Annotated in this window: 24 protein-coding genes; 10 read left to right on the plus strand and 14 right to left on the minus strand. The window is 64.9% G+C overall.

The genetic code is table 11. The features are described 5' to 3' along the window. Positions 1-135: 135 nt before the first annotated feature. Together JEY66_RS27170 and JEY66_RS27175 are read right to left on the minus strand one after the other, a co-directional pair. Positions 136-339 (minus strand): hypothetical protein, encoded by a 204-nt coding sequence (locus JEY66_RS27170; protein WP_018271114.1) that lies wholly within the window; start codon positions 337-339, stop codon positions 136-138. A 211-nt stretch (positions 340-550) separates the two neighbouring features. Beyond that, entirely contained in the window at positions 551-3,031 is a 2,481-nt protein-coding gene (locus JEY66_RS27175) for a penicillin-binding protein 1A (protein WP_018271113.1), read from the minus strand. 558 nt (positions 3,032-3,589) lie between these two features. Between JEY66_RS27175 and JEY66_RS27180 the strand changes: the two genes are divergently transcribed. Then, positions 3,590-3,925, plus strand: coding sequence for a hypothetical protein (locus JEY66_RS27180; RefSeq protein WP_016848439.1), 336 nt, complete (start codon positions 3,590-3,592; stop codon positions 3,923-3,925). A 114-nt stretch (positions 3,926-4,039) separates the two neighbouring features. On the opposite strand, the gene ggt is transcribed toward JEY66_RS27180, so the two are convergent. The 8 genes from ggt to JEY66_RS27220 form a co-directional block, all read right to left on the minus strand. Then, positions 4,040-5,776: a gamma-glutamyltransferase gene (ggt, locus tag JEY66_RS27185; RefSeq protein ID WP_026192640.1), complete on the minus strand. Its 1,737-nt coding sequence runs from the start codon at positions 5,774-5,776 to the stop codon at positions 4,040-4,042. Positions 5,777-5,859: 83 nt separating this feature from the next. Continuing rightward, complete coding sequence (locus tag JEY66_RS27190) at positions 5,860-7,359, minus strand: amino acid permease (protein ID WP_026192639.1); 1,500 nt, start codon at positions 7,357-7,359, stop codon at positions 5,860-5,862. Positions 7,360-7,505: 146 nt separating this feature from the next. Beyond that, positions 7,506-7,814, minus strand: a complete 309-nt coding sequence (locus JEY66_RS27195) for a BA14K family protein (RefSeq protein ID WP_018271109.1) — start codon at positions 7,812-7,814, stop codon at positions 7,506-7,508. A gap of 180 nt (positions 7,815-7,994) precedes the next feature. Further along, the gene (locus JEY66_RS27200; protein ID WP_050999462.1) at positions 7,995-8,492 is read right to left on the minus strand and encodes a c-type cytochrome; all 498 of its coding nucleotides are present in this window, start codon (positions 8,490-8,492) and stop codon (positions 7,995-7,997) included. A 34-nt stretch (positions 8,493-8,526) separates the two neighbouring features. Continuing rightward, a complete protein-coding gene (gene soxC / locus JEY66_RS27205; RefSeq protein ID WP_026192638.1) occupies positions 8,527-9,804 on the minus strand; it encodes a sulfite dehydrogenase in 1,278 nt (425 codons plus the stop codon). Between the two features lie 215 nt (positions 9,805-10,019). Continuing rightward, positions 10,020-10,490 (minus strand): DUF1801 domain-containing protein, encoded by a 471-nt coding sequence (locus JEY66_RS27210; protein WP_016848434.1) that lies wholly within the window; start codon positions 10,488-10,490, stop codon positions 10,020-10,022. A gap of 154 nt (positions 10,491-10,644) precedes the next feature. Beyond that, positions 10,645-11,604: a catechol 2,3-dioxygenase gene (locus tag JEY66_RS27215; RefSeq protein WP_018271106.1), complete on the minus strand. Its 960-nt coding sequence runs from the start codon at positions 11,602-11,604 to the stop codon at positions 10,645-10,647. Between the two features lie 182 nt (positions 11,605-11,786). Next, positions 11,787-13,679, minus strand: coding sequence for a putative bifunctional diguanylate cyclase/phosphodiesterase (locus tag JEY66_RS27220; protein ID WP_370144021.1), 1,893 nt, complete (start codon positions 13,677-13,679; stop codon positions 11,787-11,789). Positions 13,680-14,076: 397 nt separating this feature from the next. On the opposite strand from JEY66_RS27220, the gene JEY66_RS27225 reads away from it, so the two are divergent. The 3 genes from JEY66_RS27225 (at position 14,077) to JEY66_RS27235 (ending at position 17,022) form a co-directional block, all read left to right on the plus strand. Then, the gene (locus JEY66_RS27225; RefSeq protein ID WP_026192637.1) at positions 14,077-15,825 is read left to right on the plus strand and encodes an ATP-binding protein; all 1,749 of its coding nucleotides are present in this window, start codon (positions 14,077-14,079) and stop codon (positions 15,823-15,825) included. Positions 15,826-15,922: 97 nt separating this feature from the next. Continuing rightward, positions 15,923-16,501: a peroxidase-related enzyme gene (locus tag JEY66_RS27230; RefSeq protein WP_016848430.1), complete on the plus strand. Its 579-nt coding sequence runs from the start codon at positions 15,923-15,925 to the stop codon at positions 16,499-16,501. An 8-nt stretch (positions 16,502-16,509) separates the two neighbouring features. Continuing rightward, on the plus strand, positions 16,510-17,022 hold the full coding sequence (locus JEY66_RS27235; RefSeq protein ID WP_018271103.1) for an MgtC/SapB family protein: 513 nt from the start codon (positions 16,510-16,512) through the stop codon (positions 17,020-17,022). On the opposite strand, the gene JEY66_RS27240 is transcribed toward JEY66_RS27235, so the two are convergent. Further along, entirely contained in the window at positions 16,983-17,609 is a 627-nt protein-coding gene (locus JEY66_RS27240; protein ID WP_016848428.1) for a ParB-like protein, read from the minus strand. The genes JEY66_RS27235 and JEY66_RS27240 overlap by 40 nt on opposite strands. 461 nt (positions 17,610-18,070) lie before the next feature. On the opposite strand from JEY66_RS27240, the gene JEY66_RS27245 reads away from it, so the two are divergent. The 6 genes from JEY66_RS27245 (at position 18,071) to JEY66_RS27270 (ending at position 22,814) form a co-directional block, all read left to right on the plus strand. Then, complete coding sequence (locus JEY66_RS27245) at positions 18,071-18,412, plus strand: hypothetical protein (protein ID WP_026192636.1); 342 nt, start codon at positions 18,071-18,073, stop codon at positions 18,410-18,412. A gap of 181 nt (positions 18,413-18,593) precedes the next feature. Further along, complete coding sequence (locus JEY66_RS27250; protein ID WP_024582229.1) at positions 18,594-18,893, plus strand: acyl carrier protein; 300 nt, start codon at positions 18,594-18,596, stop codon at positions 18,891-18,893. 9 nt (positions 18,894-18,902) lie between these two features. Then, on the plus strand, positions 18,903-19,379 hold the full coding sequence (locus JEY66_RS27255; RefSeq protein ID WP_016848425.1) for a 3-hydroxyacyl-ACP dehydratase FabZ family protein: 477 nt from the start codon (positions 18,903-18,905) through the stop codon (positions 19,377-19,379). After that, the gene (locus JEY66_RS27260; RefSeq protein ID WP_018271102.1) at positions 19,372-20,556 is read left to right on the plus strand and encodes a beta-ketoacyl-ACP synthase; all 1,185 of its coding nucleotides are present in this window, start codon (positions 19,372-19,374) and stop codon (positions 20,554-20,556) included. Before JEY66_RS27255 ends, JEY66_RS27260 begins: the two co-directional genes overlap by 8 nt. Positions 20,557-20,583: 27 nt before the next feature. Next, positions 20,584-21,861, plus strand: coding sequence for a beta-ketoacyl-ACP synthase (locus JEY66_RS27265; RefSeq protein ID WP_016848423.1), 1,278 nt, complete (start codon positions 20,584-20,586; stop codon positions 21,859-21,861). Positions 21,862-21,878: 17 nt separating this feature from the next. After that, positions 21,879-22,814, plus strand: coding sequence for a lipid A biosynthesis lauroyl acyltransferase (locus JEY66_RS27270; RefSeq protein WP_018271101.1), 936 nt, complete (start codon positions 21,879-21,881; stop codon positions 22,812-22,814). Between the two features lie 146 nt (positions 22,815-22,960). Here JEY66_RS27270 and JEY66_RS27275 read toward each other — a convergent pair whose 3' ends face one another. From JEY66_RS27275 to JEY66_RS27285, 3 genes are read right to left on the minus strand one after another with little or no spacing between them, the layout of a single operon-like run. Beyond that, on the minus strand, positions 22,961-24,070 hold the full coding sequence (locus tag JEY66_RS27275; protein ID WP_016848421.1) for a polyamine ABC transporter substrate-binding protein: 1,110 nt from the start codon (positions 24,068-24,070) through the stop codon (positions 22,961-22,963). Positions 24,071-24,076: 6 nt separating this feature from the next. Then, entirely contained in the window at positions 24,077-25,246 is a 1,170-nt protein-coding gene (locus tag JEY66_RS27280; protein ID WP_018271100.1) for an aminotransferase, read from the minus strand. 8 nt (positions 25,247-25,254) lie between these two features. Then, a complete protein-coding gene (locus JEY66_RS27285) occupies positions 25,255-25,584 on the minus strand; it encodes a rhodanese-like domain-containing protein (protein WP_016848419.1) in 330 nt (109 codons plus the stop codon). Between the last annotated feature and the right edge of the window lie 33 nt (positions 25,585-25,617).

The raw sequence follows: 25,617 nt of genomic DNA on the forward strand, positions 1-25,617 counted from the left end.
GAGCGACCTTCTACCCGCTTGGTCCCACGCTTGGCAAGCATTGTTGGCAAGGAATGGGCGTGAAAATCGCGGCCGGACCGCCGACCACCCGAATGCGAGCATCGACAGGCGGCAGCTTCCCCTCCGGTCGCGGCGTCAAAGGCTTCCATGAAGGAATTCAAGGACGATGAGCGGATCGATGGCAAGGAATGCCCCGACGCTGAACCCAACAATGCCGAGCGCGATCGCGCCGATCCAGCCATGATGCGCCCACCCATAGCTCGCGCCGATCAGCGTCCCGAGCCCGATCATGGAAACCGCCCACCCGATGTGGGCGACGACCTTGAGCACCTTGATCATTCGCGATCCACCGTCGGGACACACCTCCCACGCGGAAGCCCTGCTCAATCTCCGGCAATTCTGCCGACCTCTCTGATAGGTCGATCCTGCAAGCGGCGCGTTCAACCGCTGCGCTCCGCACGTCCCCTGACAAAGCGCCGCACCATCGCGTTGCCGCGGCGGCGCACGAGGCCATACGGTTCTAGTCGGCGGATGCCCCCGCCGCCCGGCCTCAGTACAGCCCGCCCGTCCCTGACCGCATCACGGCCCGATCGGCGTCCGGCGAAATGCCCTGCTGGGTGCCGTCGATCACGTCGGTGCCGGCGACCATCCCGGGATCATTGAACGGCGGCGCCTGGCCCGGCTTGAAGGCTTCGAGCACCACGCCCCTGTTCTGGCCAGGCGGGGCACGCTGGCCGGTCTTGGCATCGACCAGGACCAGCCGGATACCGACCGGCTGCTTGAACGGGGTGGCGGGCTTGTCGGCCAGCGCGAGCTTCAGGAAGTCGCGCGCGATCGGCGCCGCGGTATGGCCGGCCTGCGCGTTGCGGCCGAGCGAGCGCGGCTTGTCGTAGCCGACATAGAGACCGACCACGAGGTCCGGCGAGAAGCCGACGAACCAGAGATCCTTGGCCTCGTTCGAGGTGCCGGTCTTGCCGGCGAGCGGCTTGCCGACCTCTTTCAGCGCGGTGCCGGTACCGGCCTGAATCACGCCCTCCATCAGCGAGGTGATCTGGTAGGCGGACATCGCGTCGAGCACCCGCTCGCGGCGGTCGACGAGCTGCGGCTCCGGCTGGTTCTTCCAGCCCTCCGGCGCGTCGCAGCCGCGACATTCGCGCTGATCGTGCTTGAAGATGGTGTGGCCGTAGCGGTCCTGGATGCGATCGATCAGGGTCGGCTTCACGCGGACGCCGCCATTGGCGATCATCGAATAGGCCGTGGCCATCCGCATCACTGTGGTCTCGCCGGCGCCGAGCGCATAGGCAAGATAGTTCGGCAACTCGTCATAGACGCCGAAGCGCTTTGCATACTCGCCGATCAGCGGCATGCCGATTTCCTGCGCCAGCCGCACGGTCACGGTGTTGAGCGACAGCCGCAGCGCGTTGCGCAGCGTCACCTGGCCCTGATACTTGCCGGTGGAGAAGTTTTCGGGCCGCCAGATGTTGCCCTGCCCCTGGTCGATCTCGATCGGGGCGTCGATCATCATGGTCGAGCCGGTGTAGCCGTTGTCGAGCGCCGACGAATAGACGATCGGCTTGAAGGTCGAGCCGGGCTGCCGGTAGGCCTGCGTCGCGCGGTTGAACTGGCTCTGGTCGAACGAGAAACCGCCGACCATCGCCAGCACGCGGCCGGTATGCGGATCCATCGCCACCATCGCACCCGACAGCTCAGGGATCTGGCGCAGCCGGTACTGGCCTTCGACGCGCTGGCCGTCCTTGCTGAAGAGCGGGTCGGCGTAGATCACGTCGCCGGGCTGCAGCACCTGCGCCACCGATGTCGGCGTCTTGCCCTTGCTCTTGGCCCAGCGCACGCCGTCCATCGTGATGATGCCGGTCTCGCGCTGCTTGCTGATGGCGCCGCCGAGCTCGCGGCCCGGCTGGAAGCCGATCCGTGCCGACTGGTCGTTGCTCTCCAGCACCACCGCCATCCGCCACGGCGAGATGTCGGACAGCGACTTGATCTCGGCGAGCGGCACGCCCCAGTCACTGGTCAGGTCGAGCTTCTGGATCGCACCGCGATAGCCCTGCTGCTCGTCATAGTTGACGAGCCCAGCCACCATGGCCTTGCGGGCCATCACCTGGACCTTGGGGTCGAGCGTGGTACGCACCGACAGGCCGCCCTCATAGAGCTTCTTCTCGCCATAGCGCTCGAAGATGTCGCGGCGGACTTCTTCCGAGAAATATTCGCCGGCGAAGGTGTGCGCGCCATTGCTGCGGTTGGTGACGGTCAGCGGCTCCTTGCGCGCCTTGTCGGCGTCGGCGGCGGTGATCCAGCCGTTCTCCTGCAGGCGGTCGATCACGTAGTTGCGGCGTTCGACGGCGCGCGCGCGGTTGCGCACCGGATGCAGGCTGGCCGGCATTTTCGGCAGCGCCGCCAGATAGGCCGCTTCCGCGACCGTCAGTTCATTGACGGACTTGTCGAAATACACCAGCGAGGCCGCCGCGATGCCGTAGGCGCCAAGGCCGAGATAGATTTCGTTGAGATAGAGCTCGAGGATCTTGTCCTTGGAGTAAGCCCGCTCGATTCGCATCGCCAGCAAGGCTTCCTTGATCTTGCGGGTGAACGACACCTCGTTGGTCAAAAGGAAGTTCTTGGCGACCTGCTGGGTGATGGTCGAGGCGCCCTGCGGCCGCCGGTTGGAACCGAAGTTCTGGATGTAGGCGACGCCGGCGCGCGCCATGCCGGTGTAGTCGACGCCGCCATGCTCGTAGAAATTCTTGTCCTCGGCGGCGAGGAACGCGTTGATCACGAGCTTCGGCACCGCCTGGATCGGCAGATAGAGCCTGCGCTCCTTGGCGTATTCGCCGAGCAGCGAGCCGTCGGCCGCGTGCACGCGGGTCATCACCGGCGGCTCGTAGTTCTGGAGCTGCGAATAGTCGGGCAGGTCCTTGGAGAAATGCCAGAACAGCCCTGCGACCGCGGCCAGACCGGCCAGGAACAGGATGGTGCCTGCGGTGAACAGGAACCCGAAGAACCGCAACAGAAATTTCATCGATCAGATTTCCGTGGCGAATACGTCGCTCGTTCTGAGCGCGCTGCGTGCCACTTAGGCCGCCCGGTATATCGGTCGCTCCATGGACCTGCAATTCAACACCGGAGAATTAAAGCAAGCCAGGCGTCAAACTTATGCCATAGAGCCCGGCTCGCACCCGCAGCCAAATCGGCAGACCTCGCCGACTGGCCGTGCCCCGTGGAGGCTGCGTCGATCTCCGCTGCAGCGCTGCGCGATTCGCGCTCCGCGCCTGATAGCGCTGCGGTCTCGCTGCGCTTGCGCGGAAAGCACGTTACGAAGGAAAAGCGCGGGCCTGACGGATCGATTCCCTATCCGGCCGCCGATTTGGGGGCTGCGACATCAGAAACCGGTGGACAGGGCCGGCGCGCCGATCAGATTAAGGATTTGTTAACTATAACTACCGCAAGTTGTTGGCATACACCGACTCGCGACGGGCTGATTTGGATGGCACTGCGCGGATTTAGACGGCCATTTGCGGCCGACCCGAATGTCGTTGGATTTCCAAGACCACCCACATCGGCCATGGGCACAGAAGCCTTGGACCTCGTCTATCAGGCGGCGGATTTGTTCCGCAGCATCGAGGACCGGGCCCGCGCCGGCGAAGCCCGCGCCGAGGCCGCCGAACAGGCGCAGCTCGAAATCATCGCCGCCACCGAGCGCAAATTGAGGGACGCGTCGCGGGCGCTCGAGGAAGCCCGACGGCGCATCGAGTCCCAACAGGAGCAGCTCGATGCGGCCGAATTCCGGGCCCAGGCCGCCGAGGCCGAGGCGCGCGAAGCCAAGCAATCCCTGGCCCTGGTCGAAGACGCGATCCGCCGGCGCCTGCTGCTGACCAGCGGGCACGACGACGGCAGGTCGGCGGCCGTCGCCTGACGCGCGGGATCAATTGGAGCGGTAGCCCGCATGAGCCGAGCGACATGCGGGAGCTCAACAAGACCCGGTATCGCTTCGCTCATCCGGGCTACGGGTTGGCATTGGGCGTCACGCTCAATACCCCGCAGCGAGCCCCGAATTGCGGCGTGGGTCGTTCGCGCCATAGAAGCGGTTGTTGCCGACCGGCTTGCCGCCCAGCGATGGCGCGCCGACGATGATCACCGCGAGGTGGTTGGCCGGCTGCGGCGGGCCGAATTTGTGGCCCATGCCCTCCAGGATCTTCCGCGTGTCCGGCGACAGCGTGAAGTCCTCGAGGTTGGTCGCCTCCGGAAGCCATTGCTGGTGGAAGCGCGGCATGTCCACGGCCTCCTGCGCGTTCATGCCGTAGTCGATGGCATTGATCATCGTCAGCAGCACGGCGGTGATGATGCGGCTGCCGCCCGGGGTGCCCATCACGATGACCGGCTTGCCGTCCTTGGAGACGATGGTCGGGCTCATCGAGGACAGCGGACGCTTGCCGGGGACGATCGCATTGGCCTCCCCCTGCACCAGCCCATACAGGTTCGGCACGCCGACCTTGGCGGTGAAGTCGTCCATCTCGTCATTCAGCAGCACGCCGGTCTTGGCCGCCGTCACCTTGGCGCCGAACCAGTCGTTCAGCGTGTAGGTGACCGACACCGCATTGCCGTCCTTGTCGGCAATCGAATAGTGCGTGGTGTTGCTGCCCTCATGCGGCGGAACGCCGGGCCTGATGTCCCTGGAGACGCCGGCCTTTGCCGGGTCGATCGCGGCACGGATCTTCGCGGCGTAAGTCTTGTCGAGTAGGCGCTCGAGCGGATTCTTCACGAAGTCCGGATCGCCGAGATAGCTGTTGCGGTCGACATAGGCGTGGCGCATCGCCTCGATCTGGTAGTGCACCGCCTGCGCCGAATGGTAGCCGAGCTCCTTCAGCGGATAGCCTTCGAGGATGTTGAGCATCTCGCAGATCACCACCCCGCCCGAGCTAGGCGGCGGCGCCGAGACCACGTGGTAACCGCGATAGTCACATTCGACCGGCGCCAGCTCGCGAACCCTGTAGTTGTCCAGATCCTCCTGCGTCAGCAGGCCCTTGCCGCCCTGGCTCGCGGCGACGATCGCCGCACCGACCCAACCCTTGTAGAAGCCATCCGTGCCGCGCTTGCTGATCTCGCGCAGCGTCTCGGCGAGCTCATGCTGCGTCAGCCGCTCGCCGACCTGGAACGGCTTTCCATTGTTGAGAAAGATCGCGGCCGAGGGCGGATCCTGGCGAAGATCGTCGACCGCAGAATCCAACATCTGAATGTCGCCGCGATCGAGCACGAAACCGTCCTCGGCGAGTTGCAGCGCCGGCGCGATCACGTCGGCGCGCTTCATGGTGCCGTATTTCTCGCGCGCATATTCCATTCCCGCGACCGAACCGGGCACGCCAACGGCGAGATGGCCCTTGGTGGAGAGGCCGGCGACAATCTTGCCTTCCTTGTCGAGATACATGTCGGCGGTGGCGCCCTTCGGGGCGGTCTCCCGGAAATCCAGGAAGGTCTTGCGGCCGTCGGCGAACTGGATGGTCATGAATCCGCCGCCACCGAGATTGCCGGCGGCGGGATAAGCCACTGCAAGCGCATAACCAACGGCGACCGCCGCATCGACCGCATTGCCGCCCCGCTTCAACACCTCGACGCCGACCTGCGTGGCAAGATGTTGCGCCGACACCACCATGCCGTTCTCGGCGGCGACCGGCGCAACCGACGCCGCATGGCCGGGACCAGGCGCCATGATGGCGATCGAGACAAGCGCGGCGACCATCCACCGCGCGCGTGCATTTGGATTTTTCATGAAGCCTCCCGGGACCTGCGCCGACTGTCGCGGCTTGCGGCGCTATCTCAACGCGTACATCTAGCAGGCCGCACGCGCGCGTACTATAGGCCCGCGTGGTCCCCGCCGCTCGCCCGCAGCCGGCTGTGCCGTCTGCCATAGGCCGCATAGATCACAAGCCCGATCATTAGCCACACCGCGAGCCTGATCCAGGTGTCGAGCGGCAGCCCGAACATCAGGAACAGCGAGGTTGCAGCGGCAGCCGGGGCCACCAGCCAGATCGCCGGCGCCTTGAACGGACGCGGCAATTCCGGATCGCGCACGCGCAGCACCAGCGTGCCGATCGAGACCACCGTGAATGCGAACAGCGTGCCGATCGAGACCAGTTCGCCGACCAGCCCGATCGGCAACAGCCCGCCGAGAAGAGCGGCGACGGTGCCGGCGAAGATGGTCGAGACATAGGGGGTCTGGAAGCGCGGATGGATCTTTGCGGCAAAGCCCGGCAGCAATCCGTCATGCGCCATGGCGCGAAAAATTCGCGGCTGCGCCAGCAGCATGATGAGGATCACCGACGTCAATCCGAACAGGATGCCGAGCTTGATGAACGGACCGAGCCAGCCGATGCCGATCGCGTCGATGCCGACGGCGATCGGATCGGGCACGCCGAGCCGGTCATAGGGCACGATGCCGGTCAGCACGAATCCGACCGCGACATAGAGCGCGGCGCAGATCACGAGCGAGCCGAGAATGCCGATCGGCATGTCGCGCTCCGGCGTCTTCGCTTCCTGCGCCGCGGTCGAGATCGCGTCGAAGCCGATATAGGCGAAGAACACCACCGCCGCGCCGCGGACCACGCCGGACCAGCCGAACACGCCAGGACCGGCATTCGGCGGGATCAGCACGCCCTCCGGGTTGCTCGCCGTCACCCAGTTCGCCAGCGTCACCGAGGAAGCCGCGGTGGCGAGAAACAGCGCGATCACGACGAGCTTTACCACGACGACGAAGCTGGTGAAGCGCGCGGACTCGCGAATGCCGACCACCAGCAGCGTGGTCACGAAGGCGATGATCGCCATCGCCGGGATGTTGACGACCGCACCGGTCGACGACCACACGCCGGTGTTGACGTCGTAGGCGAGCGGCGCCGAGGTGAATTGCTGCGGCAGGTTGATGCCGAAATCGCGCATCAAACTGACGAAATAGCCGGACCAACCGACCGAGACCGCGATCGCGCCGACCGCGTATTCAAGGATCAGGTCCCAGCCGATGATCCAGGCGATCAGTTCGCCGAGCGTGGCATAGGCATAGGTGTAGGCGCTGCCGCAGATCGGCACCGTCGACGACATCTCGGCGTAGCACAGGCCGGCAAAGGCGCAGGCCACCGCACCAAGCATGAAGGAGAGCGTGACCGCGGGACCGGCATTGGCGGCGGCCGCGTGGCCCGTCAGCACGAAGATACCGGCGCCGATGATGCCACCGATGCCGAGCGTGACCAGTTGCAATGCCGACAGCGAGCGCCTGAAGACCGGCGTCTCCGCGTCGCCGTCGGCCCGCGCCGCCTCCCGCAACAGGTCGGAGGTCGACTTTCGGTCCCAGAAACCGGCCAGGGTGTCTGTCACGCCGGGTGTCCTCCGCCGCTCGGGTCCGGCGGGACCCGACGCGATCGGCAGACTATAACGCGGCTAACGTCCAGTCGTTCGCGCGCCGGGCGAATGCCGGCGCCCTTATCCACCGCCAAGCATGGTGCAGGGCCTTATTGGCAGGGATGGCGGCGGCCGTCGCGGCCAAGGAAGGTGCCGGACGCCGGATCGAATGAACGGTAACGCGTGCAGGCGGAAGATGGCTCGGCCGCGGGCATGGCACCGTAGGCGTTCGCCGGATTGCCGCCATGTCGCGCGGCCTCCTGGGCCTCGCCCCATGGCGTCAGGGCGCCGCCGTTGATCGCGCTGCGTCCGGGATTTTGCGCGTCGAAATATGCCGGCTCCGACATCTGGGCCGCGACCGGCGTAAACGTCATTCCCACAAGCAGCGCAACGGCTGCAACGGCCTTGAATCCGGCCATATGACCTCTCCGATACATCACCTGAAAACTGTCCAAGAGCGGCGGCGTTGCTCTTGTGCCCGCGATTGATGTGGTGACGGCCAAGGACCGGACACAGGGACCAGGAGGTCACAATGGCGCGAGCCCAGCCGTCTGCCCGGCACCGCAACCGCAGCCCGAGACATACGTCCAGCCGACGCTTCAGTGGTTGTGCACGTCGGGCCGCGGGTCGGAAACAAAGCCGTCGCGGTTCGGCATCTTGACGGCGGCGAGCGACTTCGCGTCGAGCACCGCATTGGCCGGCACGATGCCGTTCAGACTGAGGATGTAGGCGGACACCGCGTAGACGTCCTCATTGCTCAGTGACTGCGGCGCGTTCTGCGGCATCGCACGGCGGATGTAGTCGAACAGCGTCGGGGCATAGGGCCAATAGCTGCCGACGGTGCGGATCGGCTTCGGGCTCGCCAGCGTGCCCTGTCCGCCGACCAGGCGGTCGCCGACGCCGCCCTGCCCGCTGTCGCCATGGCACGCCGCGCATTGCTCGCTGAACACCGCGCGGCCGCGCTCGACACTGCCGCCGCCCGGCGGCAGGTTGGAGCCGTCACGGCCGATATCGATGTTCCAGCCGGCGATCTCGGCAGGCGTCGCCGCACGCCCGATGCCAAAGCGATCCTCGGCGTGCCCGGCAGTGGCGAGCATCGCGACCGCACTCACAAGGAACGCCGCCTTGAGCTTACGCCTGGCCATTGGTCACCTCACCATTCGCATCGATACGCCAGGGCCAGATCGCGTTGTTGTGGTAGAACGAGTTGAGACCGCGCACCTTGACCAATTCCGCCAGCGTCGGCTGGACGTATCCGGTCTCGTCGATGGCGCGGCTCTGGATCACGGCAGGCTTGCCGTCCCAATGCCAGGGCAAGCGGAAGCGCGTGAGCGCGCGCGTCAGCACCGGTTCCTGCAATTCGGCCTGCTGCCAGCTCTTACCCTCGTCGAGCGAGACCTCGACGCTCTTGACCTTGCCGTGACCGCTCCAGGCGATGCCGGTGATCTCGTGAAAGCCCTGCGTGGTCAGCTTCTGCCCGCCGGACGGCCGCGTGATGATCGACTTGGCTTCCATGTAGAAGGTGAATTCGCGCGAGGTGCCGTCGGGCATCGGGTCGGTGTATTTCGAGGTCTCCTCGCGCGAATAGGCCGGCTCCGCGACGACCTTGAGCCGGCGCAGCCACTTCACGTTCATGTTGCCCTCGAAGCCAGGCAGCAACAGGCGCAGCGGATAGCCCTGCTGCGGGCGCAGCCGCTCGCCATTCTGGCTGTAGACCAGCATGGCGTCGTCGAGGCATTTCTCGATCGGGATCGAGCGCGTCAACGCAGCCGCGTCGGCGCCTTCGGCCACGATCCATTTGGCGCCCGCCTGCAGGCCCGCCTCGTCCAGCACTGTCTTCAGCGGCACGCCGGTCCATTCCGCACAGCTCAGGAGGCCGACGAGGTCGGAGGCCGTCTTGCCGTAGGGCTTGGTGTAAACCGGATTGCCGGAGCACTCGAGGAAGTGGATGCGCGACTGCGACGGAAAGCGGCGGATGTCCTCCATCGTGAACACCAGCGGGCGATCGACCATGCCGTGCAGCACCAGCCGGTGCTCGGCCGGGTCGATGGTCGGCACGCCGCCATGGTGCCGTTCGTAGAACAAACCGTTCGGTGTGATGATGCCGTCGAGCTCCTGCAACGGCGTGCGGCCCGAGGCGGAAATGTATTGCGGCAGCGTCTTCGAGATGTTCTTGACGACAGCCTTCTCGTGAACCGACGGCGTGCCATAGGGCTGGCTTCCCATCGGGTCGCCGGGCGCTTTCATCCATTCCGGCACATTGGGCGGAAGATTATTCCCCTGTTCGGCAAGCGCGGTAGAACCGGCAACTCCCGATATCGCGGAGCCACCGGCCAGTGCTGCACCGGCCTGAAGGAATCGCCTGCGAGACGCCTCTCGCACGCGCTTGTCCGTCGTGTGTTCGCTCATCGACGTTTTCCTCTGACGTTACCAGGGCATGATCCGCAAAAAGTGCGAAGCGGTTTTCCGAAGAGATCATGCCAAGACAACAATCCAAAGCGCGATGACGATTCATCGCGCTCCGGTGCAGCCTAGCACCAAACGCCCGAGGCGAGGCAATGCTCCACGGCGCATAGCCGCATCGACGGCGCGTGATGGCCGTTGTTCGACAGTCTTGCTTGCGTTCACATCCGTTCGCCGGGCAATTGGCTGGCTTGCTTCACCCACGCGGTGAACTGGGCTTCGTCGAGCTCGTCGTTCTCGTGAATGTCGAGATAGCGCGTGTGCTGCTGCTTGGACTCGCCCGGCGGCACCGGATGCAGCGACGCGCCGCGAAAGAACGCCACCTTGACGTAGCGCGTGAAGACATGGATGCCGAGGAACCAGCCGTCCCCTTCCATGCCGTAGAGCGGCGAGTTCCACTTCACCGCCTTGTACACGCCGGGGACGGTACGCACGATGAGCGCGTCAAGCTTGCGTCCGACGTCGCGCTTCCACCCCGGCATCGCGGCGATATAGGCTTGCACCGGAGCATCGCCATAGCCTTTTGCGATCTGCGGATTACCGCCCGCGAGCAGACGCGGCTTTGCAGAGCCACGCTTCGCGGCGCTCTTTTTCGCCCCCTTCGCCGACGTCTTTTGCGTCTTGCCAGCCATTGTGCTCGTTCTCACCGGTTCACGTCTCGCGCGGCCCAGCGCCCGCCGTCGCGAACCGGATCATATCGGTTGCACGTCGGTGTTGTCGTCAGCGAGCGCGGGTGTTCGCGGCGGCGTATCGACGCGCTCAGGCGGCCGTGCGGCGGTCCGGCATCTAGTCGATCACTGGCGGGGTGCCGTGGGTGTGGAACGACTCGATCGTCTTCAACCCCCACGCCTGTCCCCTCTTGCGCTCTTCCTCGGTCCACACGATCGGCTTCCAGTCCGGCGCGAGGATCAGGCGTGCGCCGGCGTTGGCAACCTCGACGCGGTTGCCGCCGGGTTCATAGACATAGAGGAAGAAGGTCTGCTGGATCGCGTGCTTGTGCGGCCCGGTCTCGATATGCACCCCGTGCTCGAGAAAAATATCCGCGGCCCGCAGGATCTCCTCGCGGCTGTCGAGCGCGTAGGTGACATGGTGAAACCGGCCGCGCTTGCCGTAATGGTCGCGCGTATAGGCGAAGTCGTAGCTCTTGTTCGACATCGTCATCCACATCGCGGCTTCCGTGCCGTCGTTGAGCACGATCTGCTCGGTGGTGCGGCAGCCGAGGTAGTCTTCGAAGAACAGACGGTTGGCCTTGATGTCGACCGCGAGGCAATTGAGATGGTCGAGCCGCCGGACATTGACGCCGCGCGCCGGAAAGCGCTGCGCCTGGTTTTTCAGCGCGGGCCTCAGCTCGGACGGCGCCTCGTACCACTCGGTCTCGTAATAGAGCTCGATGACATGGCCGTCGGGATCGCGGCAGCGGAATGCCGGCCCCTGCCCCATGTCACCATCGATCCAGCCGATATCGAAGCCCGAACCCTTCAGCGCGGCAACGCGGCGTTCGAGCGCCTGCGGGCTGCGCGCCCGCAGCGCCATGTGCTCCATTCCTGAAGTCTTCGACGCCGTCAGCTTCAGCGAATAGCGCTCGTAATCATCCCAGCCGCGCAGATAGACCGACTCGCCGTTGCGGCCGCTGACGGTCATGCCCATGACGTCGATGAAGAATTTCAGGCTCTCGTCCGGCTTCGGCGTCAAAAGCTCCATGTGCCCGAGATGCGCGAGATCGAAGATCGGTTCCGACTGCTCCATGGACGGTCTCCCTCCGCGACGACGCCGCCGGATCGCCGACTTGCGGCTGGAGGTGAGCGGCGCGTCGATTTGTACTAGTGTACAAATGGTTAGGTCCCGTCAACAAATTACTGGCGACGGCAATTGCGCTCGCACGGCATTCCGTGGCCGGAATCACCTCGTGAAAGCGGTCGAGCGCGGTGTCAGACGACCGAGACAGCCGTCTCGCGATGCGACGACAGCAGCTTGCGGATGTCAGCCGATGCCACCGGCCGGCTGAACAGATAGCCCTGCATCTCGGTGCAGCCGAGGATGCGCAGCAGGTTGCGCTGCTGCTCGGTCTCGACGCCCTCCGCGGTCGTGGTCATGTCGCTGGCAGCGGCGATGTTGACGACGGCCTGGACGATCGTGGACGACGCGCCGGTCCCGGCGAGATCCTTGATGAAGGCGCGGTCGATCTTGATCTTGTCGAACGGGAAGCGCTGCAGATAGCTCAGCGAGGAATAGCCGGTGCCGAAATCGTCGAGCGCGATACGGACGCCGAGTTCGCGCAGCTGATGCAGGATATCGAGCGCGGCCTCGTCGTCGCGGATCAGCACCGCCTCGGTGATCTCGAGCTCGAGCCGCGAAGGTGCAAGACCGGTCGCGGCGAGCGCGGCGGCGACGTTGAGTGCCAGTGTCTGGCTCTTGAACTGAATCGGAGACACATTGACCGCGACATGAACATGCTCCGGCCAGTTCATCGCCTCGCGGCACGCGGTGTTGAGCACCCAGTGACCGAGATCGTTGATCAGGCCGGTGTCCTCGGCGATCGGGATGAAATCCGCCGGCGAGATGGTGCCGCGTTCCGGATGACGCCAGCGCACCAGCGCCTCGCAGCAACTGACCTGCCCCTCCTCGAGATGGAGCAGCGGCTGATAATGCAGCTCGAAGCTGCCGTCGGCGATCGCCTGGCGCAGCTCGAGCTCGAGGCTGCGCCGCGCCTTGGCGCGTGCGTCCATGCCGGCCTCGAAGAACCGGTAGGTGCGGCGGCCGTCGCTCTTGGCTCCGTAGAGCGCGAGGTCGGCATTGCGCAGCAATTGATCGATGTCGAGGCCGTCGGCGGGCGCAACGGCGATGCCGATGCTGGCATCGGTGGTGATCAGATGCCCGCTGCAGTCGATCGGCCGGCGGATCGCCTGATAGATCGCAGCGAGGAGCTGCATGGTCTCGGTCTGATCGCGGACGGCGGTCTGGATCACGGCAAACTCGTCACCGCCGAGCCGCGCCGCGACGTCGGTGTCCCCGACACAGCCGCGCAGGCGGTCGGCGATCGCCCTGAGCAATTCGTCGCCGATCTGATGGCCGAGCGCGTCGTTGACGGCCTTGAACTCGTCGATGTCGATATACATGACCGCGAGCTGCTGATCCGGCCGGATCGCCTTCAGGGCCCGCTCCAGGCGCTCGCGGAACAGCACGCGGTTCGGCAGGTCGGTCAGCGCATCATAATGCGCCATGTGGGCGATCTTGTTCTCGGTGCGCGTGCGCTCCGTGACATCCTGAATGGTCGCCACCCAGCCGCCTTCCGGCAGCGGCTTGTTGACGATCTCGATCGCGCGCCCGCCCGGCGCCTGCGTCAGCTGACGCGTGGCGCGGCCAAGCTTCACGTTGCCGATGATGGCGTCGCAGAAGTCGTCGACGTCGCCGTCGAACGAGCCGGTCTCCTGCCTGTGCGCGATCAGCCGGTGCATGGTGCAGCCGGGCCTGGCGACGTCGGGCGAAAGCCCGAACATCTCGATGTAGGGACGGTTGCAGATGATGATGCGCGCCGACGCATCGTAGAGCACGAGGCCCTGCGGAATGTTGTTCACGGCAGTCATGAGATTGCGGCGTTCGGTGGCGAGCCGCTCGTCGGAGATTTCGTGCCGCTTGAGCAACAGGAAGACGATCACGGCCATGATCGCGAATGCCGCCATCAGCAGGCCTTCGCGCTCGCTCCATTGCGCGGTCGCGCTTCCGAGCAGGCTGCCGACCAACAGGCCGGCACAGAACGCCAGCCCCTTGGTCGAGCCGGCGTCGGCATGTCCTGACGATGAATTGCGGTGTTCGATGCGCACGCTGATCTCTCCCGGGCGCGGCATCGTTACGCAGCACAAATGGAAAGGTCGTTACAACTCGCAGTTAGCAATCGGTTACGCGATACCGGGTGACAGCGTATGACAAATCGCGCCCCATCTCCCGTAAACCTACGGAGCTGCCGATGCACTCCTCGGAGATGGTGAATCCCGCGTTAACGGAAAAACCGGGAAACAAACGCGGCTGTGCCGGAAAGCGACGATTCCGCCGCCGATGCACACGAGGGGGCGTCATCTCCCGGTACGACAGAAACAAATCGTCACCGGGAAGGTGTAGATTTAGCGGATGCGGAACCCCGGCGATTTAACGGTTTTTCCAATCCCGGGCGGGCATATTGGTCCGGACATTTAGATTTTGAGAACGAGCCAGGCTGGAACTGTGACACCCTTCGGACGTGTGATCTCTGTGCGCGGCTCGCAGGCCCGGGTTGGGCTGCTGGCGGGCGGCCAGATGCAACTTTCAGAGATGCGAGCGACCGTCGGCCGGTTCGTCAGTATCCGCTGCGCGAGTTCGGTTATCGTCGCCATGATCACCGAAGTGACGTGCGAGAACCTGCCGGCATCCGACGAATACATGGCGACCGCCTCGGTCGATCTGCTGGGTGAGATCCTGGGCGGCGATCGCCCGAAATTCCAGCGCGGCGTCACCCATTATCCGACCATCGGCGACAGCACCGATCTGATCACGAACCAGGAGCTGCGCACGGTCTATGCGCCGAGCGGCTCAGACCAGATCAATGTCGGCACGCTGCAGCAGGATCGTTCTGTGATCGCCTACGTCGACGTCGAGGAGATGCTGTCCAAGCACTTCGCGGTGCTCGGCTCGACCGGCGTCGGCAAGTCGACAGGCGTGTCGCTGCTGCTCAACGAGATCCTGAAGTCGCGGCCGAACCTGCGCATCTTCCTGCTCGACGTACACAACGAATATGGCCGCTGCTTCGGCGAGCGCGCCCAGGTGCTCAACCCGCGAAACCTGAAGCTGCCGTTCTGGCTGTTCAACTTCGAAGAGATCGTCGACGTGCTCTTCGGCGGCCGGCCCGGCGTGCCCGAGGAGCTCGACATCCTCGCCGAAGTGATTCCGATGGCGAAGGGCATCTACACCCAGTACCAGAACTCCGACCGGGTCGGTCTCGGGCTGAAGCGCATCGATCCCAAGCAGGTCGGCTACACCGTCGATACGCCGGTGCCCTATCGGCTGGTCGACCTGATCTCGCTGATCGACGAGCGCATGGGCAAGCTGGAGAACCGCTCCTCGCGCATCATCTATCACAAGCTGATCTCGCGCATCGACGCGGTGCGCAACGATCCGCGCTACGCCTTCATGTTCGACAATGCCAATGTCGGCGGCGATACCATGGCCGAGGTGATCAGCCATCTGTTCCGCCTGCCCGCCAACGGCAAGCCGATGACCATCATGCAGCTCGCCGGCTTCCCTGCCGAAGTCGTCGATTCCGTGGTGTCGGTGCTGTGCCGCATGGCGTTCGATTTCGGGCTGTGGAGCGACGGCGTCTCGCCGATGCTGTTCGTCTGCGAGGAAGCGCACCGCTACGCCTCCGCCGACCGCAATATCGGCTTCGGGCCGACCCGCAAGGCGGTGTCGCGCATTGCCAAGGAAGGCCGCAAATACGGCGTCTATCTCGGCCTGATCACCCAGCGTCCGGCCGAGCTCGACGCGACCATCATCTCCCAGTGCAACACGCTGTTCACGATGCGCCTCGCCAACGACCGCGACCAGGCGCTGCTCCGCTCCGCGGTCTCGGACGCCGCCGCCAACCTGCTGTCCTTCGTACCCTCGCTCGGCACCCGCGAGGTGCTGGCGTTCGGCGAAGGCGTAGCGCTGCCGACCCGGCTGCGCTTCAAGGAGGTGCCGCCGCACCAGTTGCCGCGCGGCGAGGCCACCATCGCCACGGTACCGTCGGTCACCGCCGGCCATGACATGCATTTCGTCAGCGCCGTGCTGGAGCGCTGGCGCGGCGCCACCTCGCATCGCGACAGCCCAAGCGGCGACGCCAACTTCAACTCTGCGGCGCCGGCGCGCACCATGGCGCCGGCCGAGGCCCCGATGCTGCAGCCCTCGCTCGGCCTCGATCCGGACCGCTTCTCGCTGCTGAAGAAGCCGTTGCGCTAGCATCATCGCGGCAAGGCACGATGCGCCTTGCGCCCGACCCGTCATCCACTATGGTCTCGCGTGACGCCGCATCCAGGCGGCACGCCGGAACCATCTCATGACCCAGCCGACCGCAAAACGCTTCCCGACGCCCGCTCTCGACAAGCTCCCCGAGGATATCCGCGCCCGCATCCTGGCGGTGCAGGAGAAATCCGGCTTCGTGCCGAACGTCTTCCTCACCTTGGCCTATCGCCCCGACGAGTTTCGCGCCTTCTTCGCCTATCACGACGCGCTGATGGAAAAGGACTCCGGCCTCTCCAAGGCCGAGCGCGAGATGATCGTGGTGGCGACCAGCGCCGCCAACCAGTGCCAGTATTGCGTGATCGCCCACGGCGCGATCCTGCGCATCCGCGCCAAGAATCCCGAGATCGCCGACCAGATCGCGGTCAACTACCGCAAGGCCGACATCACGCCGCGGCAGCGCGCGATGCTCGACTTCGCCATGAAGGTGAGCCGCGCGGCCGAGGAAGTCTCGGAGGCGGACTTCGCCGCGCTTGCCGCCCACGGCTTCAGCGACGACGACGTCTGGGACATCGCCGCGGTTGCGGCGTTCTTCGCGCTGTCGAACCGGCTCGCCAACGTCACCGGCATGCGGCCGAACGGCGAGTTCTACATGCTCGGCCGGCAGCCGAAATAGAGGACGCCTTGGCGGACTGGAGCGAGATCATCCTGCGTCTCGGCGCGGCCACCCTTGCCGGCTGCGCGATCGGGCTCGACCGCGACCTGCACGGCAAGCCGATCGGCCTGAAGACGCTGGGTCTCGTCAGCCTTTCGACGGCGATGGTCGTGCTGTTGGCATTGCAGGCCGTCGAGCCCGGCAAGTTCACCGACGCGGTGAGCCGCGTGATCCAGGGCGTGCTGACCGGCATCGGATTTCTCGGCGCCGGCGTGATCGTGCGGCACGGCGACCGCTTCCAGGTCCGCGGCCTGACCAGCGCCGCGTGCGCATTCTTCGCGGCTTGCGTCGGCATCGTCTGCGGCGCCGGACATTGGCCGATCGTCGTCACCGCCGTCGTGCTGGCGTTCCTGCTGTTGACCTTCGGCAAGCGGACCGAGCGATGGCTGCACCACGCGCTCGGTGGCAAGGAGGATCAGCACAGGCCGGAGGCCGCGGCAGATCAGTCGTCGGATGCCGGCCCGCACCAGCCGGGCAAATAGACCGCGTCCTTGCTGCGGCCGAGCGCCAGTCCCTTCTCCAGCGCCTTGGCGAAATTGTTCTCCACCGTCTTGCGCGGGATGTGGCGGCGCAGGAAATCGGCCCACAGGAATTCGCTGAACGGCGTCGTGTCCTTGGCAAAACCGCCCGCCCGGCGCATCTCGCCGGCGAGGCTGCGGAACGGATCGTCCCTGAGATCCTTGATCGATTTCGGAATGTCCTTGAAGTGGCGGCGCTCGCCCTTGGAATCGTAGGGGTAGACCCAGCGCTTGTTGTCCATCACGCCCCAGAACACGTCACGCTCGACCATCGTGAGATCGCCGATTACCGTGACCAGGATGTCCTTGACGCCCTCCTCGTGCAGCGCCCGCGCCATGTGATGGTGATCGACCACGTAGTAGCGATCGTCGGGACCATGGACGACCGGGATCATGTGCTTGCCCAGCAGTTCGGCGCGCTTCTTGTCCGACTTGTGCTCGCGCCAGCGCTTCCGCTTCTCCGTCACCTCCTGCATGCCGACCGTCATCTGGGTCGGCCGCAGCGACAGGATCGGGACCGGTTTGACGTAAGGCTCGCGCGTGTGGGCCATGATTCATGCTCCCTTTTGACCGGCACTCCGGAACGGGTTCCACTATGTCATGAGCCCGCAGGCGGGTGAAAGAGTCCGGTTTGCCGGAATGGCTTCACGAAGCGGTGGGGCCGACGGCTGGATGGTCCAGCCTCGGCCGCCGGGCTGTCGATGCCCTCGGGCTGTCGATGCCCAGGCAGTCAACGCGCAGGCTGCCAATGCCCGGCGTGCAGCTTCAATCTCCGTGACGGCGTTGCAGCGCAAACTGTGCATGCGCGAAGGTCGAACGAATGTGTCGACATCGGCCTGCTCATCGCAATGCCGAACATCCCGCGTGACGCCGCGCAGCAGTCGCCTCGACGGCAAGCCAGTTCCTGGAGGTGATCGAAGCATGAATACCACCTCTGCGCGCACCAAGATTTTAGGTGTGAAGTGCAGCGAACATGCTAAACATAATCGGCGACGCGACCGGACTGACAACAGTGAAGACGCAGCGGCCAATCTCCTCGGATGACGAGCACGTAGTGCTCAAATTCCGGCCGCGTACCTCGGCGCAGCCGCCCGGCAAGCGCGAGGGGCCGCTCCGATCGACTCGCCCGGCCTCCGTTGCCAACGATCTCTCTCGTTATGAGAAGCCGCGCGAGGAGCCGGACGATTTCCGCCAGCGCATGCTCGCCAATATCGCCGCCTTCGCCTTCACGGTGGCGCTCACCGCGATCGGCATCTGGCTTGCCATGAGCATCGCCGATTTGCGCAAGACGCAGGATTGCGTGCTGATGGGCCGCCGGGATTGCGCGAAGATTACGGTGATGCCGCGCAGCTAGGCTGGCCGGAACCCTGCCCAAAAAGCGTCCTTGCGAGGCCGGCCAAGCTCCATTGAACTAACGGCCCTGCTCCGATATACGGGCACACGACTCCGGCACCAGCAATCGGGCATTCCGGGGCAACGCGCCCGCCTCCTCTGAGCCGACCCTGAATTACCTTCAATATATCAAAGGCTTAATGATGTCCTCCACATTCGAGCAGATCGCCAACATTATCGCGGAGACCTGCGACATCCCGCGCGACACGATCAAGCCGGAGAGCCACGCGATCGACGATCTGGGGATCGACAGCCTCGACTTCCTCGACATCGCGTTTGCCATCGACAAGGCCTTTGGGATCAAGATGCCGCTCGAAAAGTGGACCCAGGAGGTCAACGACGGCAAGGCCACGACGGAGCAGTATTTCGTGTTGAAGAATCTCGCCGACCGCATCGACGAGCTGGTTGCAGCCAAGAACGCGGGCACGGGCACGGGCTCGTAATCGCCCATCATGCAGCTCGAAATCTTTCAGCTGATTGATCGGATCGTCGACCTCAACCTCGACGCAAGGACCATTGTCGTCGAGGCGGATGTCCCGCCCGACAGCCATTCGGTGTTCGCAGGGCACTTCCCGGGCTATCCGATCATGCCCGGCGTGCTGCTGACCGAAGCAATGGCCCAGAGCTCGGGCTGGCTGATCCTCGGTCTGACCAAGTTCGAGCGCATGCCCTTCCTCGCCATGGTCAAGGAAGCCAAGATGCGCGGCTTCGTCAGCCCCGGTTCGCTCCTGACCATCGAGGCCAAGATCGAGCACGAAGGTTCAGGCTTCGCCGTGACCTCGGCGAAGGTTCGCGTCGGCAAGGAGCTCAAGTGCAATGCCGAGCTGACCTTCCGTCATATCCCCTTTCCCAGCCCGGACTTGCGCGTGCACATGGATGCGATGGCCACCAAGATCGGGTTTCCGCAGCAGGCAATGAGTCATGGCTGAGAAGGAAGTCTGGATCACCGGCGTAGGCCTGCTCTCCTCGCTTGGCGAAGGGCTGGATGCGCATTGGGAGGCGCTCGGCGCCCGGCGCGTCAATGCCGACGAGAAGCGTCTCGCGCCATACGTGATCCATCCGATCGCCCCCGTCAGCTTCGACGCCCAGATCCCGAAGAAAGGCGATCAGCGTCAGATGGAAACGTGGCAGCGGATCGGTACCTATGCCGCCGGGCTGGCGCTCGATTCCGCCGGCGTCAAAGGCAATCAGGAAATCCTGTCGCGGATGGACATGATCATCGCAGCCGGTGGCGGCGAGCGTGACCTCAATGTCGACCTGGCGATCATGAACGCCGACGCGCAGGGCAAGCTGCCGCCCGCCCTGCTCAACGAGAAGCTGATGAACGAGCTGCGCCCGACGCTGTTCCTGGCGCAGCTCTCCAACCTGCTCGCCGGCAACATCGCGATCGTTCACGGCGTGTGCGGGACCTCGCGCACCTTCATGGGCGAGGAAGCCTCAAGCATCGACGCGGCACGGATCGCGGTCGCGCGCATCGGGGCCGGCCAAAGTGACATCGCCTTGGTCGGCGCCGCTCATAACGGCGATCGCGGCGACCTCTTGATGCTTTATGCATTCGGCGATCTCGCCCTCAAGGACCAGCATAGCTCGGTCTGGGCCCGCAGGAACAACCCGGGCTTTGCCATCGGCTCCGCCGGCGCCTTCCTGGTGATGGAATCGCGCGAACATGCCGAGGCCCGCGGCGCCGAGCCGTACGCCAAGCTGACCAAGGTGGTCGCCGACCTTGCCCGACGCAAGGAGCCGGGCGCCGTGACGAAATCGCTGCAGGCGTTGTGGCCGCAGCTCGGCGTCAGCGGCGACAACGGTATCCTGATCACGGGCGCGACCGGCGCCGAGCCTGCGACCGCCGAAGAGCGCGCATTCCTCAGCCAGCATGCCGGCTTTGCCGTCCGCGCCACCGGAACGACCTTTGGCCACACCATGGAGGCGCAGTTCCCGCTCGGGCTCGCGCTGGCCGCGCTGTCGATCTCGCGCGGCGCGCTCTATCCGGCCAACGACCCGACCGGGCTGGAGGTTGAAAAAACCGAAGCGCCAACCCAGATTGTTGTCGTGGGGGTCGGCCACTGGCAGGGCGAAGGCATGGCACTGGTCGAGGCCGTCAAGTAATTCGGCGCAAGCACCGACGGGGACACCATGACAGCACCACGCGATAAATTCGGCCGACCGATCGTCGTCGTGACCGGCATGGGAATCGTGACGTCGCTCGGCGGCGGCAAGACCGACAATTGGAAGCGCCTCACCGCGGGTGAGTCCGGCATCAAGACCGTGACACGCTTCCCACTCGACAGTATGAAGACGACGATGGCCGGCGCCGTCGATTTCGTCACCGTCGACCCGTTCTCCTCGACCAGCCTGTCGCAGCGTCTGGCGGAGATCGCGACCGAAGAAGCGCTCGAGCAAGCCGGCATCGGCAGCAAGGGCGACTTTCCCGGCCCGCTGTTCCTGGCAGTCGCACCGATCGAGACCGAGTGGCCGCAGCGGCTCGAAGTCGCGCGCGAGGTTCCGACCAAGGACTTTGGAATCATCGAATACCTGGCGACCTGCAGCGGCGGGAAGTTCGCGCACTTTCACCGGCGCTTCACCTTCGGCTCCGTCGCGCTCCACCTCGCCGAGACCTTCGGCACCAAAGGGTCGCCGATTTCGCTGTCGACGGCTTGCGCGTCCGGCGCGACCGCGATCCAGCTCGGCGTCGAGGCGATCCGCCGCGGTGAAACCGATGCAACGCTGTGCATCGCGACCGACGGCTCGGTCAATCCCGAAGCCATGGTGCGCTTCTCGCTGCTGTCGGCTCTCTCCACCCAAAACGACCCGCCGCAGGCCGCCTCAAAACCGTTCTCGAAGAACCGCGACGGCTTCGTGATGGCCGAGGGCGCCGGTGCGCTGGTGCTCGAGAGCTACGACGCCGCGATGGCGCGCGGCGCGCGCATCCTCGGCGTCGTTGCCGGCTGCGGCGAGCTCACCGATTCCTTCCACCGCACCCGCTCGAGCCCGGACGGCAAGCCGGCGATCGGCTGCGTGCGCAAGACGCTCGCCGATGCTGGAATGGAGCCCGAGCAAATCGATCACATCAACGCGCACGGGACCTCGACGCCGGAAAACGACAAGATGGAGTATCTTGCGACCTCGGCCGTGTTTGGCGAACACACCAAAAACATTCCGGTGTCGTCGAACAAGTCGATGGTCGGCCACACCATCTCGGCCGCCGGTGCAGTCGAGGCGATCTTCTCGCTGCTCACGCTCGAGCATCAGCGGATTCCGCCGACGATCAACTACGAGGTGCCTGATCCCGCGATCCCGTTCGACGTGGTCGGCAACAAGGCGCGCGATGCCAAGGTGACCGCCGTGATGTCGAACTCGTTCGGGTTCGGCGGGCAGAACGCCTCACTGATCTTGACGCGCGAGCCGGCTTAGCGCCCTCGCCTCATCAGATGAAACGTCTGCTCCTTCGCGCCAGGGCGCACCTGCGTGACGCCGCGAAGCCCGTGACCGACGCGGCGATCGGCGGGCTGACGATCGGCCTGCTGCGTACAACGCGCTATTTCGATCCCGAGAAGACCGCAAGGTTCTTCGGCCGTGCCGCCCATTTCATCGGCCGCCGGCTGCGTGAGGATCGCATCGGTCGCGAGAATCTCACGGCCGCATTTCCAGAAAAGTCACCGGAGGAGATCGAGGAGATCCTGACGGGCGTCTGGCACAACCTCGGACGCATCGGCGCTGAATTCGCGCACATCGACCGCATCTGGGATCACGATCCCCAGAATCCCGACAAGCCGGGTCGCGTCGAATTCTCGGCGCGCAGCAAGCAGCTGTTCGACCAGTTGCGTGACGACGGCAAGCCGGCACTGTTCTTCGCCGCACATCTCGGCAACTGGGAGCTCTCTCCAATTGCCGCAGCAGCGCATGGGCTCGACGCCACCATCCTGTTTCGGCGGCCGAACATCGAAGCCGCCGACCGCGCCATCGAGCGCATCCGCGCGGTCAATCTGGGCACACTGGTGCCGGCCGGCCGCGACGCGCCGCTCAAGCTGGCGCAGGCGCTGAAGAACGGCCAGCACGTCGCGATGCTGGTCGATCAGTATTTGACCAACGGCGTTCCCGTCACCTTCTTCGGCCGCAAGACTACGGCCAATCCGCTGCTGGCGCGCCTGCGCCGGCAGATCGATTGCCCCATCCACGGCACGCGGATCATCCGCCTGCCCGACGGTCGCTTCCGCGGCGAGGTCACCGAGGAAGTCAAGCCGGTGTTCGACGCATCCGGCCAGATCGATATCCAGGGCACCATGCAGGCGGTCACCGACGTCGTCGAGGGCTGGATCCGTGAGTATCCCGATCAATGGCTCTGGCTGCACCGGCGCTGGCGATAGGCTCATCCGACTTGTCATTCCGGGGCGATGCGAAGCATCGAACCCTCAGGTGCGCAATTGCGCACCGAGAATCTCGAGATTCCCCGATGCGCAATTGCGCATCTCAGGTCTGGTGCTGACGCACCATCCCGGAATGACGCGTCGCGTCACTTCCCGGTTTTCACCCTCGTCCACAAGCGATTGATGATCCGCTGCGTCGCGGGATCGCGCGCGGTGATCACGAACAGCTTCTTCTGCATCGCCTCGTCGGGATAGATGTTCTTGTCGGTGAAGATCTTCGGATCGATCAGCTTCTGACTCGCCAGATTGCCGTTGGCGTAGGACAGGAAGTTCGAGTTCTTCGCCGCGACCTCGGGACGGTAGAGGTAGTTGATCAGCTCATAGGCCTCTGCAACGTTCTTCGCATCCGACGGAATCGCCAGATTGTCGAAGAACATCTGCGCGCCCTCCTTCGGGATCGTGTAACCGATCTCGACGCCGGAGTTGGCTTCCGCCGCCCGGCTGCGCGCCTGCATGATGTCGCCCGACCATCCGACCACGAAGCAGATTTCGCCCGAGGCCAGCGCGCTGAGATATTCGGACGAGTGGAATTTGCGCACATAGGGCCGGATCCTGATGACGAGATCGGCGGCCTTCTCGAGGTCGGCCTGCTTGGTCGAGTTCGGATCGAGGCCGAGATAGCTCAGCGCCGCCGGCAGGATGTCGTCGGCGGAATCCAGCATGTGGATGCCGCAATCCTTGAACTTGGCGAGGTTCTCCGGCTTGAACACCATGTCCCAACTGTCGATCTTCGCGTCGGGACCGAGAATCTTCTCCGCGATCTTGACATTGTAGCCGATGCCGGTGGTGCCCCACATGTAGTTGGCGCCGTAATTGTTGCCGGGATCGTAGGTGGCAAGTTGGCTCGTTACCACGGGCCATGCATTGGCGAGGTTCGGCAGCTTCGACTTGTCGAGCTTGAGGAACACCTTCGCGGTGATCTGGCGCTGCAGGAAGTAGCCCGTCGGCACCACGACATCGTAGCCCGACTTGCCAGCGAGCAACCGCGTCTCCAGCGTCTCGTTGGCGTCGAACGTATCGTAGACGACCTTGATGCCGGTTTCCTTGGTGAAGTCCTCCAGGACTTCCGGCGCCATGTAGTTCGACCAGTTGTAGAAGTTGACCGTGCGCTCCTCGGCGTCAGCGGAGGCCGAGAGCAGCAGGACCGTCGCGACCGCGCCGACGAAGCTGACGAGACGACGGTTCTGCTCTCGCATTCTGGCCTACCTCTTGCGGCGGTGGACGGCGTCGGACAACCGCTCCAGCGCCGCATCGAGCGTCGAGTCTTTCTTGGCGAAACAAAATCGCACGACCGACGTCACCGCATCCTGCTCGTAGAACGCCGACACCGGGATCGCCGCAACCTTGTAGTCCTGCACGATCCGCCAGCAGAACTCGGCATCAGTCTCGTTGAGCCCGAGCGGCGACAGGTCTACGGTGAGGAAGTAGGTTCCCTGCGACTTCAGCACCGGAAAGCCGATGCTCTCCAACCCCCTGGTCAGGCGGTCGCGGCTCCGCGCCATGTCCTTGCGCATGTCGAGGAAATAGCCGTCGGGCTTGCCGAGACCATATGCCACCGCCGCTTGCAAATTGGGCGCCGTCGTGAAGGTGAGGAACTGGTGCACCTTCGCAGCGACGCGCAGCAGCGGCGGCGCGGCGCAGACGAAGCCGATCTTCCATCCGGTCAGCGAGAAGATCTTGCCGGCGCTGCCGACCTTGATGGTGCGGTCGCGCATGCCCGGGATCGTGATCAGCGGGATGTGCTCGCGGCCGTCGAACACCACGTGTTCCCAGACCTCGTCGCAGATCGCGACCACGTCGAATTCCTGGCAGAACCGCGCCAGCAGTTCGAGGTCCTCGCGCGGATAGACCACCGCCGCCGGATTGAGCGGATTGTTGAAGAGCACCGCCTTGGTCTTGTGATTGAAGACGCTGCGCAGCATCTCCTCGCTCAGCCGCCATTCCGGCGGTTCGAGCCGCAGCAGCCGCGGAATGCCGCCGGCCTGGCGGATGATCGGCAGATAGGAATCATAGACCGGCTGGAAGCACACCACCTCGTCACCGGGCTCGACCACGGAGAGGATCGAGGAGGTCAGCGCCTCGGTGCCGCCGGAGGTGACCATCACCTCGGTCATCGGATCGAGCTCGAGCCCGTGCCAGTGGCCGTAATGCGATGCGATCGCCTGGCGGAGCTCCGGGATGCCCATCATCGACGGATATTGATTATAGCCGTTGATCGAGGCGTCGGCGGCGGCGCGGCGGATGTCCTCCGGACCGGGATCGTCGGGAAAGCCCTGGCCGAGATTGATGGCGTTGTTGTCGCGCGCGGCCTGCGACATCGCCTCGAAGATGGTGACAGGAAGGTCCGCGAAGACCTTGTTCATGGAGGTCATGTCAGGGATCAGCCGCCGGTCTTGGTCGGCAGTCCCGCCGCCTTCCAGCCGATGATGCCGCCCGCCAGATGCTTGTCATAGGGCAGGCCCGCGGCCTGGGCGGCCAGCGAGGCCGTCACCGAGCGCTTGCCGGAGCGGCAGGCGAACACCACCTGCTTGCCCTGCGGATCGGGAATCGCCGCCGGATCGAACGTCGACAGCGGCACCACGACGCCGTCGGGATAGGCCTCGACGGCGACCTCATTGGGCTCACGGACGTCGACCAGCAGATAGCGGCCTTCCGCTATGCCCTTCGACACCTCGTCCGGAAACAAATCTTCCACCTTGTGGTCCGCCACGGAAATATCCTCCCGACATCATCTTTGGCGAGC

The organism is Bradyrhizobium elkanii USDA 76 (genome assembly GCF_023278185.1).
GTDB classification, from domain to species: Bacteria; Pseudomonadota; Alphaproteobacteria; order Rhizobiales; family Xanthobacteraceae; genus Bradyrhizobium; species Bradyrhizobium elkanii.